General features: G+C 39.9%; 16 protein-coding genes, 1 tRNA gene and 1 other RNA gene. 13 read left to right on the plus strand and 5 right to left on the minus strand.

The genetic code is table 11. The features are described 5' to 3' along the window. Positions 1-82 precede the first annotated feature (82 nt). From mrcB to AB2N10_RS00860, 5 genes are read left to right on the plus strand one after another with little or no spacing between them, the layout of a single operon-like run. Positions 83-2,230, plus strand: coding sequence for a penicillin-binding protein 1B (gene mrcB / locus AB2N10_RS00840; RefSeq protein ID WP_369434179.1), 2,148 nt, complete (start codon positions 83-85; stop codon positions 2,228-2,230). Position 2,231: 1 nt separating this feature from the next. Then, the gene (locus AB2N10_RS00845) at positions 2,232-2,633 is read left to right on the plus strand and encodes a SufE family protein (RefSeq protein WP_369434180.1); all 402 of its coding nucleotides are present in this window, start codon (positions 2,232-2,234) and stop codon (positions 2,631-2,633) included. Position 2,634: 1 nt separating this feature from the next. After that, complete coding sequence (locus AB2N10_RS00850) at positions 2,635-3,378, plus strand: DUF3108 domain-containing protein (protein WP_354624677.1); 744 nt, start codon at positions 2,635-2,637, stop codon at positions 3,376-3,378. A gap of 25 nt (positions 3,379-3,403) precedes the next feature. After that, the gene (gene rlmF, locus AB2N10_RS00855) at positions 3,404-4,345 is read left to right on the plus strand and encodes a 23S rRNA (adenine(1618)-N(6))-methyltransferase RlmF (protein WP_354624678.1); all 942 of its coding nucleotides are present in this window, start codon (positions 3,404-3,406) and stop codon (positions 4,343-4,345) included. Between the two features lie 19 nt (positions 4,346-4,364). Continuing rightward, complete coding sequence (locus tag AB2N10_RS00860) at positions 4,365-5,096, plus strand: GGDEF domain-containing protein (protein ID WP_354624679.1); 732 nt, start codon at positions 4,365-4,367, stop codon at positions 5,094-5,096. A 47-nt stretch (positions 5,097-5,143) separates the two neighbouring features. Here AB2N10_RS00860 and serA read toward each other — a convergent pair whose 3' ends face one another. The 5 genes from serA to AB2N10_RS00885 all read right to left on the minus strand — a co-directional run bounded on the left by serA (position 5,144) and on the right by AB2N10_RS00885 (position 8,596). Beyond that, positions 5,144-6,373: a phosphoglycerate dehydrogenase gene (gene serA, locus AB2N10_RS00865; protein WP_354624680.1), complete on the minus strand. Its 1,230-nt coding sequence runs from the start codon at positions 6,371-6,373 to the stop codon at positions 5,144-5,146. 164 nt (positions 6,374-6,537) lie between these two features. After that, positions 6,538-7,194, minus strand: a complete 657-nt coding sequence (gene rpiA, locus AB2N10_RS00870; RefSeq protein ID WP_354624681.1) for a ribose-5-phosphate isomerase RpiA — start codon at positions 7,192-7,194, stop codon at positions 6,538-6,540. Positions 7,195-7,287: 93 nt separating this feature from the next. After that, the gene (locus AB2N10_RS00875) at positions 7,288-7,899 is read right to left on the minus strand and encodes a 5-formyltetrahydrofolate cyclo-ligase (RefSeq protein ID WP_354624682.1); all 612 of its coding nucleotides are present in this window, start codon (positions 7,897-7,899) and stop codon (positions 7,288-7,290) included. 99 nt (positions 7,900-7,998) lie between these two features. Next, a non-coding RNA gene (gene ssrS / locus AB2N10_RS00880) (6S RNA) lies at positions 7,999-8,183 on the minus strand. A gap of 104 nt (positions 8,184-8,287) precedes the next feature. Then, entirely contained in the window at positions 8,288-8,596 is a 309-nt protein-coding gene (locus AB2N10_RS00885; RefSeq protein WP_354624683.1) for a cell division protein ZapA, read from the minus strand. Between the two features lie 224 nt (positions 8,597-8,820). On the opposite strand from AB2N10_RS00885, the gene AB2N10_RS00890 reads away from it, so the two are divergent. The 8 genes from AB2N10_RS00890 (at position 8,821) to AB2N10_RS00925 (ending at position 15,730) form a co-directional block, all read left to right on the plus strand. After that, complete coding sequence (locus tag AB2N10_RS00890) at positions 8,821-9,390, plus strand: UPF0149 family protein (protein ID WP_354624684.1); 570 nt, start codon at positions 8,821-8,823, stop codon at positions 9,388-9,390. An 11-nt stretch (positions 9,391-9,401) separates the two neighbouring features. Continuing rightward, on the plus strand, positions 9,402-10,718 hold the full coding sequence (gene pepP, locus AB2N10_RS00895) for a Xaa-Pro aminopeptidase (RefSeq protein ID WP_354624685.1): 1,317 nt from the start codon (positions 9,402-9,404) through the stop codon (positions 10,716-10,718). A 2-nt stretch (positions 10,719-10,720) separates the two neighbouring features. After that, the gene (ubiH, locus tag AB2N10_RS00900; protein ID WP_354624686.1) at positions 10,721-11,956 is read left to right on the plus strand and encodes a 2-octaprenyl-6-methoxyphenyl hydroxylase; all 1,236 of its coding nucleotides are present in this window, start codon (positions 10,721-10,723) and stop codon (positions 11,954-11,956) included. Continuing rightward, complete coding sequence (locus tag AB2N10_RS00905) at positions 11,953-13,158, plus strand: FAD-dependent monooxygenase (protein ID WP_354624687.1); 1,206 nt, start codon at positions 11,953-11,955, stop codon at positions 13,156-13,158. The genes ubiH and AB2N10_RS00905 overlap by 4 nt, the downstream gene beginning before the upstream one ends. A 103-nt stretch (positions 13,159-13,261) precedes the next feature. Further along, on the plus strand, positions 13,262-14,464 hold the full coding sequence (gene fabV / locus AB2N10_RS00910) for an enoyl-ACP reductase FabV (protein WP_354624688.1): 1,203 nt from the start codon (positions 13,262-13,264) through the stop codon (positions 14,462-14,464). 181 nt (positions 14,465-14,645) lie between these two features. Beyond that, positions 14,646-14,722, plus strand: a tRNA-Pro gene (locus AB2N10_RS00915). Between the two features lie 49 nt (positions 14,723-14,771). Continuing rightward, a complete protein-coding gene (locus AB2N10_RS00920; RefSeq protein WP_369434181.1) occupies positions 14,772-15,041 on the plus strand; it encodes a hypothetical protein in 270 nt (89 codons plus the stop codon). An 8-nt stretch (positions 15,042-15,049) separates the two neighbouring features. Then, positions 15,050-15,730: a KpsF/GutQ family sugar-phosphate isomerase gene (locus tag AB2N10_RS00925; RefSeq protein WP_369434182.1), complete on the plus strand. Its 681-nt coding sequence runs from the start codon at positions 15,050-15,052 to the stop codon at positions 15,728-15,730. Positions 15,731-15,733: the final 3 nt, after the last annotated feature.

Consider the following 15,733-nt stretch of genomic DNA (forward strand, 5'->3'; position numbering starts at 1 on the left):
CGATGTCACTGGTTGAGTGAACCGCATCGCGGTTATCGCTAAGTAAAAATATTAATAATAAATACAAGTGGTTGGAAATTGGATGTCACAAAAAAGTCGTGTTACAAAGAAAACAACGAGCAGTAAAAAGAAAGTAACAGCTAAAGGGAAAACGATTAAGCAAACTATTTTGCATTTTATCTGGTCCTTTTTGTGGAAAAGTTCACTCGCTTTGATCGCGGTAATGTTTCTTTTAGGTATCTATTTTGATCGTAAAATTGAACGTAAATTTGATGGTGCAACATGGGCATTGCCAGCGCAAGTTTATGCTCGACCGTTACATTTGCAAGTCGGCAAGGAGTTATCGCCGACATTATTGATAAGTGAATTAAAAACACTCAACTATCGTCCTGTAGAAATAGTGCAAAGTCGAGGGCAGTTTTCAGTTGCAGGCGATCAGGTGACGATTTATCGTCGTGCTTTTACGTTTTCAGATAGACCAGAAAGCGCTGTTAAGATAAATATCCACTTTGATGTTGACAAAATAGTCGCGATTAAAGATAGCAAAGGGCGAGAAATACAATCAATTCGTCTCGACCCATTGCTCTTAACCCGTTTACACTCACAACAGATTGAAGATCGAGTATTTGTTCCCTTTGAAAAAATTCCAGATCTATTTATTGATACATTATTATTGATGGAAGATAGAAATTATTACCATCATCAAGGGGTTTCTCCCTTTGCAATTTTGCGTGCTTTTTTGGTTAATTTTCAAGCCGGGCGGACGGTTCAGGGAGGGAGTACGCTGACCCAGCAGTTAGCTAAAAATGTATTTTTAACACAAGAACGTAGCCTTTGGCGTAAATTTCAAGAAGCCTATATTGCTCTATTATTGGATAGTAAATATAGCAAAGACTTGCTTTTGGAAGCCTATTTAAATCAGGTTTACCTTGCTCAAAATGGCGCAACGGGGATTTACGGTATCGGGCTTGCCAGTGATTTTTATTTTGCTCGTCCGATCAATGAATTACGTATCGAACAGATTGCGTTGCTGGTGGCTATCATTAAAGGACCTTCCTATTATAATCCGCGTCGTAATCCCGAACGGGCGCTCGCGCGGCGAGATCTTGTGTTGCGTGAAATGGTCGATAATAATTTAATATCGGCTGCGGATTATCAATATGCCGTTGCAGACAAGCTTAATTTGAGCGATAGCGGTGCCCTTAATGACCGTGCAAATCCAGCTTTTATTAGTTTGTTGTATAGAGAGTTGCAGGGGAATGTGCCCTCAGCGGTTCGCAATAAAAGTGGTTTACATATTTTTACCTCTATTGATCCGCTTTCACAGTTGCATGCTGAGTATGCTGTACAAAATGGGATAAAGCGCGTTGCTAAAAAGAATCAGCCAGATCTGCAAGGTGCAATGGTCGTTAGTGATAGAGAACATGCAGAGATCCATGCTGTCGTATCGGGTAAAGATGTCAAGTTTAGTGGTTTTAATCGTGCTTTAGATGCCATTAGACCGATCGGTTCATTAGTGAAACCCGTTGTTTACTTGACCGCCCTAGAGGAGGGCTATGGATTAGATTATATTTTAAATGACACTGCTATTGTCCTTAAAAATTCAACTGGGCAGCGCTGGCAGCCGAAAAATTATGATCGTAAATTCCGTGGGCAAGTTACGCTTGAATATGCCTTAGTACATTCTTTAAATGTCCCAACGGTTAATTTAGGGATGCAGGTTGGATTAAACAATGTGATTGATAATCTCCATAAGATGGGGGTGAAAGAAAAAATATTACCTTATCCTTCCTTGGTATTAGGCAGTGTTTCGCTTTCGCCGATACAGGTTGCACAAATGTACCAAGCGATCACGATGCAGGGGGTGTATGAACCCTTAACAATTATTCGCGCCATTGTATCTAGCGATGGGGAGTTATTATATGCAAGAAAAAATAAAGCATCGCGGATATTTTCCAAGCAAGCCGTCGACAATTTAAATCAAGCATTACATAAAGTTACTAGCGAAGGAACTGCGCGCAGCTTGCGTTGGCGCAATTCTGGCGAGGTGTTTGCAGGTAAAACCGGCACAACAAATGACCTTAATGATAGCTGGTTTGTGGGCTTTGATAACGATGAGTTGGTCACGACCTGGGTGGGTAAAGATAATAATGACAGTGCAGAGCTAACAGGCAGCAGTGGCGCCTTGGTGCTTTTCTCTGATTATATGAAACAGAAAAATAGGCATTAATATGAGCAGTTCATTAATGAGTATCGAGCAGTTGATCGACGCCTTTGCCGAAAATAGAGGCTGGGATAAACAGTATCGTTTAATTATTCAGCTAGGTAAGCAGTTGCCTGCCTTGCATGAAGATGAAAAGAACGATGAAAATCAAGTTAAGGGGTGTGAAAGTCTTGCGTGGTTAGTTGTCGAGCAGCAAGGTGAAGGCTATCATTTTAAAATGGCCAGTGATACGCGAGTGGTGAGTGGTTTAATGATGATCTTATTTATTCTCTTTGAGGGTAAAAATGCACAGCAAATTAAAGCGCTAGATAGTGATGCTGTTTTTCAAAAATTAGGGTTGTTACATCACCTCAGCCCTTCGCGAACCAATGGTCTCGTTGCTATTGTTAATAAAATAAAGAGCTTGTAATGTGTTAAAAAAAACGTCTGTTATTGTTGTTTTTTTACTGTCTGCCATGACGCCGTTTTTTATACAGGCTAAGCAGGCTGTTGGTTTTAAAGATTCAAAGCAGCACTATGTTTATAATATTTATTATAAAAATTATTTTATTGGTGAAATTAGCCGCGACATAAGCTATTACAATAACCATATCAGTATCACTAGCCATGCGGATTTATCCTTTTTAAGCTACGATTTTTTTGCCAGCCAAGACTCTCAGCTTTATTGGAGTATCCCTTTACAGCAGGTTTTCGTTAAAAAATTTAATCGGGTGAGTGATGGCTTCGGAATAAGCTACATCCAAGCCGATTTTTTCGATGATGGCCACCGCACTCGGCTTGTCAATAATGGTAAAGAGAGTGAATATATCAGTGAAGTGGGGCGTATATTAGATTTTAACGGGTTAAGCTTGCAGTTAGTTGAGGAATTAAAAAGCGGGCAAGTCAGTTTTGACTATTATATGCAGACGTCCAAGGCCATTATGCACTATTTTTTTGCCGTTAAGGGGCAAGAAGTGATCGATAGTAAATTTGGTAAGCTGACCACATTACGTGTGGAACAAATAAAAAAAAATGATCGAACATTAGTCGCTTGGTTTGCACCGGAGTTAAATTATCAAATGGTGAAATTTCATTATAAGCGAAAGTTATTAGATGTTAGTGGTGTGCTAAGTGAATACTCCGTGATACCAATGGGTATTAACCCTAAACCATAAAAAGATTAAATAGTTTTGGAAATTGATGAAAAATAAACAACAGATTGAAAAAGGTAGGCTACATCCAAGAAATTTACACTCACAAGGGTATGATTTTAAAAAGCTATGCACTATTAGTCCTGCGTTAACGGAGTTTGTTATTCGCAATCCAGATGGTCGTGATACTATCGATTTTGCTAATTCTAATGCGGTGTTAGCTCTTAACCAAGCGCTATTAAAGTGTTTTTATCATGTTGATTTTTGGCAAATACCGACCGGATATTTATCTCCTCCTATTCCTGGTCGTGCCGATTATATTCATTATCTTGCTGATTTATTGGCAGAGTGCAATAACGGCATTGTGCCAACAGGGAAGCAGATCAAAGTTCTTGATATAGGCAGTGGTGCCAATTGTATTTATCCTATTCTTGGTAGCCAACTCTATGGCTGGTCATTTCGTGGCAGTGATATCGATTCGTTAGCCGTTAAAACAGCTAATTTAATCGTCACCTCAAACCCACAATTATCACCCTTTGTGAAGTTAGTTTTACAGAAAAATAAAAATGCAATTTTCGATGGTATTATTAAAAAACAAGATCGCTTTGCATTAACGATGTGTAACCCACCATTTCATGCCTCTAAAGCCGAGGCAATGGCGAGTAATGCAAGAAAGGTCAATAATTTAAGTAAAGATAAAAAAACAGTTGATGTATCGCTTAATTTTGCAGGGCAAGATAATGAGTTATACTGTGATGGCGGTGAAATTGCATTTTTGAAAGAGATGGTTCGTGAAAGCAAAAATTATGCAGAACAGGTTGTTTGGTTTACTAGCCTTGTTTCCAAGTCTGAAAATATTGCTGTACTTAAAAAATATCTGCTAAAAATGGGTGCGATCCAAGTTAGAGTGATTAACATGTCTCAAGGGCAAAAAATAAGTCGTTTGATAGCATGGAGCTTTTTATCTGAAGTAAATCTACAGTTAAATTGAATGCGAAAAAGGAGGGGCTATGCTTAGTAATAAACTGCAAATTAATAAAAAAATAGTAATAGATATCCTGCTTATTACTTTGTTAAACCTCTTTTTCGGTTTTTTATTTTCATCAATAGATATACTCAAATTGGTGCAAGATTATGCCATTAATTATCCGAGTTCTCGCCTGCATATTATTATTCCATTAACTATTACGCTATTAATGAGTGGCTTTTTTTTTGTTCTTCGTCGTTGGCATGATAGTACTAACCTGAATAAATTAGCTAATCAACGTGTAACTAATGACGGTTTAACTAAGCTATACAATCGCCGTACAATGGAGTCAAAAATACAGGAAGAGTGGTGGCGTTTTGTTCGTTATAAGCAGCCCTTTTGTTTGATGCTACTCGATATTGATGATTTTAGAGCGATTAATGATAACTTCGGTCATCGAGATGCGGATCGTCTGATTGTTGAGATTGCCGATAAATTAGTTAAAAATGTCCGCCAGACAGATTTTTGTTCTCGTTGGAGTGGTACTGAATTTTTGATTCTGTGCCCGGTCAGTGAAGTAAGTGCGATGCATTTGGTCGCAGAAAGAGTGCGTACAGATATTTATGGTTTATTAAAGGATGGTGTGGAATTGAGTGTCAGTATTGGCATTTCTGAAGCAGATTTGGATAAATCGCTTGAAGAGTTAATTAAGAATGTTGAATTTGCTATTTATAAAGCTAAAAAAATTGGTGGTAATACCGTTGTTGCTTATTAATACCCATTATCAAGCAATTGCATGATAATGGGTATGATAGGCATTGCTTAGTTAAGCAAACGTGCGCGGATAGTGCCTTGGATCTCTTTTAACTTGTCTAATGCTACCTGTGCATCTTCACTGTTTACATCAATAACCACATAACCAATATTTTCATTTGTTTGTAGATATTGCGCGGCAATGTTGATATTGCTTTCTGCAAAGGCCAAGTTGATCTTAGTTAAGATACCCGGTTGGTTTTGGTGAACGTGTAATAAACGACTCGCGCCCTTATGCAGAGGTAATGAAACTTCAGGGAAGTTTTTAGAAGATAGAGTCGAGCCATTGTCAGAGTATTTAACTAATTTCCCTGCGACTTCATAACCAATATTTTCCTGTGCTTCCTGCGTGCTACCACCAACGTGTGGCGTTAGGATGACGTTATCAAATTCGCGTAATGGCGATTCAAATTCTTCATTATTTGATTTTGGTTCAATCGGAAAAACATCCACTGCCGCGCCAGAAATCTTTTTGCTTTTTAGTGCATCACATAACGCTGGAATATCAACCACAGTACCGCGTGCTGCATTCATGAAAATCGCACCATCTTTCATTTTTGCGAACTCTTTTGCACCCATCATGTTTTTAGTTGAATCAAGTTCTGGTACATGTAGGCTTATCACATCAGATTGTGCTAATAATTCATCTAATGTCGCAACTTGTGTTGCATTACCAAGTGTTAATTTATTTTCAATATCGTAAAAAGAGACTTTAAAACCTAAGTTTTCAGCTAAAATACCAAATTGTGTGCCAATATGGCCATAACCAATAATGCCTAAATTTTTACCGCGTGCTTCATAGGAACCATTTGCTGATTTATCCCATTCACCTCGATGCGCTTTAGCATTACGCTCTGGTATGCCGCGTAACAATAGTAATGCTTGTCCTAGGACTAATTCAGCTACACTGCGTGTATTTGAAAATGGGGCATTAAATACTACAATCCCTTTTTTTTGCGCGGCATCTAAATCAACTTGGTTGGTTCCGATACAGAAACAACCAATTCCGACTAATTTATCCGCAGCTTCGAGAACCTTTGCATTAATGTTACTGCGTGAGCGAATACCAATAAAATGAACATCTTTTATTTTTTCTATTAGCTCTTCTTCGCTTAATGAGGTTTTAATCGATTCAACGTTCGTGTAGCCCGCTTGGGTGAATGTATCGACTGCGCTGTGGTGTAATCCTTCAAGCAGTAGAACTTTAATTTTATCTTTACTGAGTGAAAACTTAGTCATTTTATTTCCTTGGGTCTTAGATAAGGTAACTGAACAATCAATTGTGCTAGTAAAATAGCAAAAACAATAGGATATGTGAATTTTTATGCACATATCGAGATATAAAAAATCACACTAACATATGATGAAAAGTGAGATAACTAAATCACAAAACTATTCTGGAATTATTTTAAAGTTTTTACGCCCTCTGGCGTGCCGACCAAAACAACATCTGCGCCACGAGCTGCAAATAGACCATTGGTGACGACACCAACGATAGCATTGATTTGTGCTTCAAGTTTAAGTGGCTCGGCAATTTTCATGTTATATACATCTAAAATAACATTGCCATTATCAGTTACTACACCTTGGCGGTAGACAGGGTCGCCGCCTAATTTAACTAACTCTCGTGCTACATAGCTACGTGCCATTGGGATCACTTCTACTGGGAGTGGAAATTCCCCTAATACATCTACATTTTTAGTATTATCAACAATACAGATAAAGTTATCGGCAACCGCGGCAACGATTTTTTCACGCGTTAATGCTGCACCACCACCCTTAATCATGTGGTTATATGGGTTTATTTCATCTGCGCCATCAACATAAATACTTAATTCAGATATCTCGTTAAGTTCAAACACATCAATACCGTAAGCTTTTAATTTTTCAGTTGATGCGATAGAGCTTGATACGGCTCCCTTAATGTCATATTTGATGGTCGCTAGTGCATCAATAAAATGATTAACTGTTGAGCCTGTACCAACACCAACGATCGAATCCTTTTCTACATATTGTAATGCTGCATAGGCTGCCGCCTTTTTCATTTCATCCTGTGTCATCTTGAACCTTATCGAAGAAGCGATTTAAAGTGTCGAGATTATATACCGAAGTAAATTAGAAATACAGATGTGCATTAGGTGGGATGGTTGATATTACCATTTGAAATGGTTACTTGGAGTGATAATCTCAGGCAGTGGTACATCCCATTCAAGTGTAGGTATAGTCGCTGCTTTTTGGCAGTCATGGGCAAGACCAATGGGGTAAGGGCCACTTTGATTTTTAAACCAAGGTGCGAGTGTGCGGTCGTAATACCCGCCACCCATGCCAATGCGATTACCTTTAAGGTCAAAGGCGACTAAGGGAGTAAATATCAGCTCTAATTCTTTTACAGGACAGGCGTTTAATTGATCTAATTTAGGTTCATAAATGCCATAGCGATTAAGCACCATTTCAGACGTTTCACTATAGGCTAAAAAAAGCAGATGTCCCTGACTAAAAGGGTGGACTACTGGTAAATAGAGTTGTTTATGATTTTCCCAGCACCATTGTATAAATGGTTGCGTATCTATTTCACCATCATTGGCCAGTGATATTGCAATTTTAGTGGCTTGCGTGATCCGTTCATGTTTAATCAAGCGTGCAAGCAATTTATTAGCATCATCTTGTTGTTGTAATGAAGGTAAATTACGGCGGGCATGGCGCATCTGCGTTCGTATTTCTGTCCGCGCTTGCATTATGTTTTGCGTTTCAATTGAATTTTTCATCACTGCGTTATTTTTATAAAAAGGAAAATAGAGAATAACATTAATGAAAGCTTGATTAAAATAAACTCTGTAGAGAAAGGGGGGATTTTACATTGAAGGAGCAACCCAAGGATACCGTTATTGACTGTTGACCTTGAACCCGAAGGTCAAAGTCGGTGTCTTAGTGTTTGCCTTAGGCTTCTCGATACTAGCCGAGCTTGCACAATAGCATTCATGCCAAGTCACCAGGATAAAGCTTATCGGCTCAGGGACGTAGTCAAGATTAGCGAATATCCGAGGGTTAAAAATACTTTACGACAATTTTGCTCATTTGCATAGTGATTTTTGTTAGATTATTTGTCTTATATCAACTCTAATTGAACTTTTTTGACCGTCAATTTTACAGTGCTTAATCGTGTTTTCTATTTTTATCCAATGGTTGCAATGCACTCTCTATTGACTCTTGCAGTGTTTGAATTCGACTATTGAGCTGTTCCATTTGTTGTTTGTTTTTTGCTTTTTCACTGTTAAGTTCATGGCAAAAATTTAAAGCGGCCATCACAATTAATTGCTCACTACGTAACGCGCGGGCATTCGCTTTAATGCTTTTTAATTTTTCGTTAAATTGTTCAACCGTGTTGTGTAAGGTTTCTTCTTGTCCATCAGGGCATGCAATTTTGTACTGCTGTCCTAAAATTGATATCTCAACATTTGCCATAATTCGCTCATACAATATAAAGGTCAAATGAGCGTTACAATAGATTACATGTGAGGCCGCTCGCTAAAGAGAAAATAACTTCAGAACTATAGACATCTAGTTGTCAAGTTTCAAGTACTTACTGGAAGCTAAATAGGCTCAGTGTTAGAATAAATGAGATGTAAGCATGTAACCGAGTTAAAAAGTCACTAAAAGCGTATTCATTACTATAAAGAGTCAAACAAATGAGTAAAGTATCATTACCAAGTTTAAAAAAAATAAATCAGGTATTTGCTGCTGCAGATTTATTTACAAATGCATCGGAAGCCCATGGTGTTTTATCTGGGTTGGTTTGTGGTGGTGTGAAACTGGACGATGAAAGTTGGCGTTCGCATTTTAATGATGTGGTTAACGAGGGAATGGGCTTGCCACATGAGGTAAAAAAAATGGTTGAGTCGATTTATCTGCAAGTCGTAAAGCAGATTACTGATGATGGCTTAGGTTTTAGGTTATTATTACCCAGTGATAATGTTCCCCTTGATGAGCGAGCTGAAGCGATGGCGCAGTGGGCGCAAGGGTTTCTCGTCGGGTTTGGCTTGGTCCAGCAAGCCCTTAATCAAGCCTCTGATGAGGTGCAAGAGGTAATTAGAGATATTAGCGATATTTCACAAGTCTCACTGGATTTTTCCCAAGAAGATGAAGAATCAGAGATCGCTTTTTCTGAAATTGTTGAATATTTACGTATCGGTGCGATGCTCTGTTTTGATACATTCTCGCGTCAACCCATTAAACCTATTTCTAAAACACTCCACTAAAAAGAGATATTATGAGTGAATTTCAAGAGCGAAGAGCGCGTTATTTAGCTCAAATGAGCGATAATAGTATGGCTATTTTTCCTGCTGCGGCTGAGCAGCTACGTAATAATGACTGTGAGTACCCGTTTCGACAAAATAGTGATTTTTATTATTTAACAGGATTTAATGAACCTGATGCCTACCTATTACTGATTAAGAAAAGCGAAGCAAACCAAGCAATTCTTTTTAATCGTAAAAAAGATAAAAGTGCTGAAATTTGGCATGGCTATCGACTTGGGCAAAGTGCAGCCGTGAGTGATCTTGGCTTTGATAGTGCCTATGAAGTCAATGAATTTGAACATCACTTACAAGCGTTGATGAATGGCTTGTCAGGCCTCTATTTCCCGATGTTTCAAGATACTCAATTGTATGACACCTTGAGTGGTGTGGTTAACCATTTACGAGCCGGTGCGCGTCGCGGTAGTGTCGCCCCTGTTGCTTTTTTTGATAGCTTAGCTATTTTGCATGAAATGCGTCTATTCAAGTCAGAATTAGAAATTGAATTGCTCTCTGAGGCGGCTGAAATCAGTGCTTCTGGCCATATTCGTGCGATGCAGAGCTGCCATCCCGGTATGTGGGAATATCAATTACAGGCAGAAATCGAGCATGAGTTTGCCATGCAGGGGTCACCGCAACAATCTTATAATAGTATTGTGGCTGGCGGGCACCATGCCTGTGTTTTGCACTACACCGAAAATAATAAGCAGCTACATAATGGCGATTTAGTGTTGATTGATGCTGGCGCAGAATATCAAAATTATGCGGGTGATATTACCCGTACTTTTCCTGTTAATGGTGTTTTTTCTGAACAACAAGCGACGCTTTATCAACTTGTATTAGATACGCAAATTAGCGCAATTAGTCAGCTTAAACCTGGCGTGGCGATGGCCGATGTTAACAAGCATGCGATTCGATTGTTGGTGGATGGTTTGCTTGAACTGGGATTATTACAGGGTGAAAGTGAGCAACTGATTAAAGATGAGGCCTATAAAGCTTTCTATATGCACGGTATCGGTCATTATATTGGCTTGGATGTCCATGATGTTGGCAGTTATGGCTCCTTAGAAGCCCCACGTCCACTTGAGGCGGGGATGGTCGTTACCATCGAGCCGGGACTCTATGTTAGTCTTGATGCTGAAGTTGATGATTGCTGGAAAGGAATAGGCATTCGTATTGAGGATGATGTGTTAATTACCGCACATGGTGCGCAAGTATTAACGGCGAGCGTACCTAAGGATATTAACGAAATTGAAGCCTTGATGGCCGCTAATAAAAAAGGTAAAAAATAGTCATGCAGGCATCGACTGAACTTGATTACGATATTGTTATTGTTGGTGCCGGTATGGTTGGCTGTTTGCTTACCTATGCTATTTTAAAAAGCTCACCAACGGTGCGTATTGCTTTAGTTGATGAAAACCCTGCTCGTGCCGTTACGGGTAAACACCCCGGATTTGATGCCCGTAGTATCGCCTTAAGTGCAGGGAGTGTTGAGTTGCTTGAAAAGCTTGGCTTGTGGGCTGAGTTGCGTGTTAATGCGCAGGCCATTGATGATATACATATCTCCGATCGCGGAGGTTGTGGCATGGTTGATTTGTGTAGCGTCGACAGTCAGTTAGGGAAACACAAACAATCCTTTGGTTTTGTGGTTGAGTTGCAGGATGTTGGTGCCGTTATTGATAAACAGCTCGCACGTTATACAGAGTTAACACGTCTGTATGATAGCCGTTTACAGGCAATAGAAAAATATACGGATAAAACGACTTGCCAGTTTGAAAATGGTCCGTTATTAAGTTGCCAATTGGTTGTTGCGTCGGATGGTGGCGATAGTATGACGCGTGGGCTACTCGGTATTGCCGCGCAACATTCAGATTATCACTGCAGTGCGATTATTGCCAATCTGCGCTGTAGCGAACCTCATCACAATAAAGCCTTTGAACGTTTCACTGAATTCGGTCCCATTGCATTGTTACCGCTTCGAGACAATCGTTATTCCTTAGTTTGGTCCGTGGCGAATGTCGATGTAGATAGATTGTCTGCACTAAATGATGCTGATTTTTTAGCTGAGTTACAACAGGCATTTGGTTATCGAGCGGGTATTTTTAGGGAGGTGGGTAAACGTGATATTTATCCACTGACCTTGATCCAAACAACTAAAGCGGTCACTCATCGCGGAGTCTGTGTCGGTAATGCCGCGCACAGCTTACACCCCGTTATGGGGCAAGGTTTTAATCTGGGAATGCGTGATATTTATGTATTGGCTCGCGTTATTGCCGAACTAGATAATAATGAGCAAATTGGTCGTTTTACCATGCTTAATCACTATTGGTTAGCACGAGAAAGAGATCATAAAAAAACCATTGCGATGACGGATTCGATAGTGCGGGTGTTTGCAAATAGCAGCTTGCCATTTATTATCGGCCGTAACATAGCACTGCAAGCAATGAGTGCTATTCCTTCATTATCAATGCCTATTGTGAAACAAGCAAAAGGGCAATTTAATTTATTTAGTCGAGACCACAACGCATGATGCAATCCTATGATTTAGCGATAGTCGGAGGGGGCATCGTTGGGCTAACGTTAGCGGCATCCCTTGCCGATAGTTCAATATCAATAGCCCTAATTGAAGCGCATAATGACCAACCATTAACGATTGAACCGAGTAATCGAGTGAGTGCGATTAGTTATGCTAGCCGTGCTATTTTCGAAAAAATTGGAATTTGGCAACAAATTGATCCGCAACGTGTGACCGCCTATGACAGCATGCATGTCTGGGAGAAGGATAGCTTTGCAAAAATAGACTTTAATGCGCAGCAAGTTGATTGCTGTGAGCTTGGCTACATTATTGAAAATAATCAAATTCAAGCAGCATTATTACAATTCGTAAAAAAACAGCATAACGTTACCCTATATGCCCCCGATCAACTAACCAATATTGCGATGGGAGAAGGGGAAGCTTGGCTAACCTTAAAAAGTGCCAATACCTTAACCTGCAAATTAATTGTCGGAGCCGATGGTGCAAATTCATGGTTACGTAAAAAAATGGATATTCCGCTCGTTCACTGGGATTATAATCACCATGCCTTAGTCGCGACGGTGAAAACAGAGTTACCCCATGCTCATTGTGCTCGGCAGATATTCACCTCTGAAGGGCCGTTGGCATTTTTACCGCTTTTTGAGCAAAATATCTGCTCTATCGTCTGGTCGGTCCCGCCAGAAAAGGCGCAACATTTGTTAACACTGCCAGCTGAGGAGTTTAATAAGGCGTTAACTCGAACCTTTGATAACCAGCTCGGCAGTTGCACATTGCAGGGTGACATCGGCAATTATCCCTTGACCATGCGCTATGCTCGTGATTTTGCGCAACATCGCGTGGCACTCATTGGTGATGCTGCACATACCATTCACCCACTCGCGGGACAAGGCGTCAATTTAGGTTTGCTTGATGCATTGAGTTTGCAGCAAATTATTTTACAGAATAGTGCCGAGCAAAAAGATATTGGTGCGTACGCGAATCTACGCTTTTTTGAGCGTTGGCGCAAAACCGAGGCAACAGAGATGATTGCTTCGATGGAGTTATTAAAACGGTTATTTCAGGGGAATAATCCGTTACAACAGTTATTACGTGATGTCGCTTTAGTCGTGACTGATAAGGCAACGCCACTTAAAAAACAATTTATAAAACAAGCGATGGGGTTAAGTGGTGAATTGCCTCGGGTGATTAAGCCTTAATGCACTTATTTTGAGCCATTAAAAAAAAAGTGTATATTACCCCCCATTAACCAAAATCATCTGATTAACAGATTGAATTAATATATAGAGAAGAGCAAATATTATGATCATTAAACCAAAAATTCGTGGCTTTATTTGTACAACGACTCACCCAGTGGGTTGTGAAAAGAATATTCAAACACAAATTGAATACACTAAACAACAGGGCAAAATTGCAAATGGTCCTAAGCGTGTATTAGTGATTGGCTCTTCTGCTGGTTACGGGATGTCCTCTCGTATTGCAGCTGCATATGGCTCTGATGCTGCCACTATTGGTGTGTTTTTTGAAAAACCTGCAACGGATAAGAAACCCGGCTCTGCAGGCTGGTACAACAGTGCTGCCTTTGAAAAACAAGCGAAAGCAGATGGCCTGTATGCGAAAAGCGTTAATGGCGATGCCTTCTCTCATGAAGTGAAAGCAAAAGTGATTGAATTGATCAAAGCAGATCTTGGTCAAATTGATGCAGTCATCTATTCCGTTGCTGCACCCGTACGTAAATTACCTGATACGGGTGAGATCGTTCGTTCAAGCTTAAAACCTATTGGTGAAACCTATGTATCAACGGCGATTGATACCAATAAAGATTGCATTATTGAAGCTTCCGTTGAACCTGCAACCGCAGAAGAAGTTGCTAACACGGTTACCGTTATGGGCGGACAAGATTGGGAACTTTGGTTAAATGCATTGGCAGAAGCTGGCGTATTGGCAGAAGGCGTTAAAACCGTTGCTTATTCATACATTGGTACCGAGTTAACTTGGCCTATCTATTGGGATGGCGCTTTAGGACAGGCGAAAGTCGATTTAGATCGTGCTGCAACCGCTATTCAAGCGCAACTCGCATCATTGCAAGGCGAAGCCTATGTGGCAGTACAAAAAAGTGTTGTAACGCAAGCAAGTTCAGCAATTCCAGTTATGCCGTTATATATCTCCATGGTCTTTAAGATCATGAAAGAGAAAGGGCTGCATGAAGGTTGTATGGAGCAAATTTATCGTCTATTCAATACACGTCTTTACCGAGAAGATAGTCATGCAGCAGAAACCGATGATATGCGCCGTTTGCGTTTAGATGATTGGGAATTGCGTGATGATGTACAACAAGCATGTAAAGATTTGTGGCCGCAAATAACCACAGAAAATCTATTTGAATTAACGGATTACAAAGAATATAAAGAAGAGTTTTTACAACTATTTGGTTTTGGCGTAGATGGGGTTGATTACGACGCCGATGTTGACACCTTAGTTGAGTTTGATTGCCTAACAGCTTAACTTAATTCTACTCAACAATGAGGTACCTGTGAATAAGGTATCTCATTGTTATTTAATGTTCAATTTTTGCATAATTACTAACCGTATTATGCGGCTTCTCTGAAAAATAGTAATTTTTTAACGTTTTTTAGTGATTTTCTATTGCATCTTATAAATATATTATTAGACTTGCCTCATTATTCGGTATGTAGCGCAGCTTGGTAGCGCACTGCTCTGGGGGAGCAGGGGTCGAAGGTTCAAATCCTTTCATACCGACCATCTTTTTTCTATCAATACCAATCTCAACCTTTTCATTTAAGGTGTTCTTATGACAGAACTATCTCTTTCTAAAGCAGAACTAATTCAAGAAGTTCGTACTGTTTTTGATGTGCAAAGTGCCGCTATTTCACTACGTAGTAAAGAAGTGGGCGATGAATATATTCAGGCGCTTCTGTTAATGAAAAATTGCACTGGGCGTGTCATAGTCTGTGGAATGGGAAAGTCTGGCCATATTGGTAAAAAAATATCAGCTTCATTGGCATCTCTGGGTACTCCTTCTTTTTTATGCACCCCGGTGAAGCTTTTCATGGCGATTTAGGCATGATCATGGCCGATGATCTTTTACTGCTTATCTCCTATAGCGGTGAAACCGATGAGTTGTTAAAAATTATCCCCTCGATTCAGCATTTTGGTAATAAGATCATCTCTATTACTGGTGGTATGGATTCCACCTTAGCAAAAAATTCCGACGTGGTATTAGATGCTAGTGTTGAAAAAGAGACATGCCCCAATAATTTAGCGCCGACCACCTCGACCACATTAACCTTGGTGATTGGTGATGCGTTAGCGTCAACCTTAACTTTGGAAAGAAAATTTAGTCCGATGGACTTTGCTAAATTTCATCCCGGAGGCAGTCTTGGTAAGCGTTTACTCACTTTTGTTAAAGATGAGATGCGTAGTGAGAACTTACCCTTTGTTGATTGCGATACCTCATTGACCGATGCTCTGATGGTGATGACGGAAACACGTACTGGTCTCGCCTTGGTTATGCAAAATGAAAAGCTACAAGGTGTCATTACCGATGGCGATGTTCGTCGTTTTCTTATCTCAGGAAAACCCATCACGGCGTGTTTAGCAAAAGATTTAATGAATACTTCCCCGACGTTTATTTCGCAAAATACGCGCTTAACCGAAGCGGAAGAGATCATGCGAGCAAAACATATTAAATGGTTAATCGTCAGTGAAAATGGGGGGGATATAGATGGTATTATCGAATGGGGGCAGTAACCT

This window comes from Psychromonas sp. MME1, from assembly GCF_041080865.1.
Classification (GTDB): domain Bacteria; phylum Pseudomonadota; class Gammaproteobacteria; order Enterobacterales; family Psychromonadaceae; genus Psychromonas.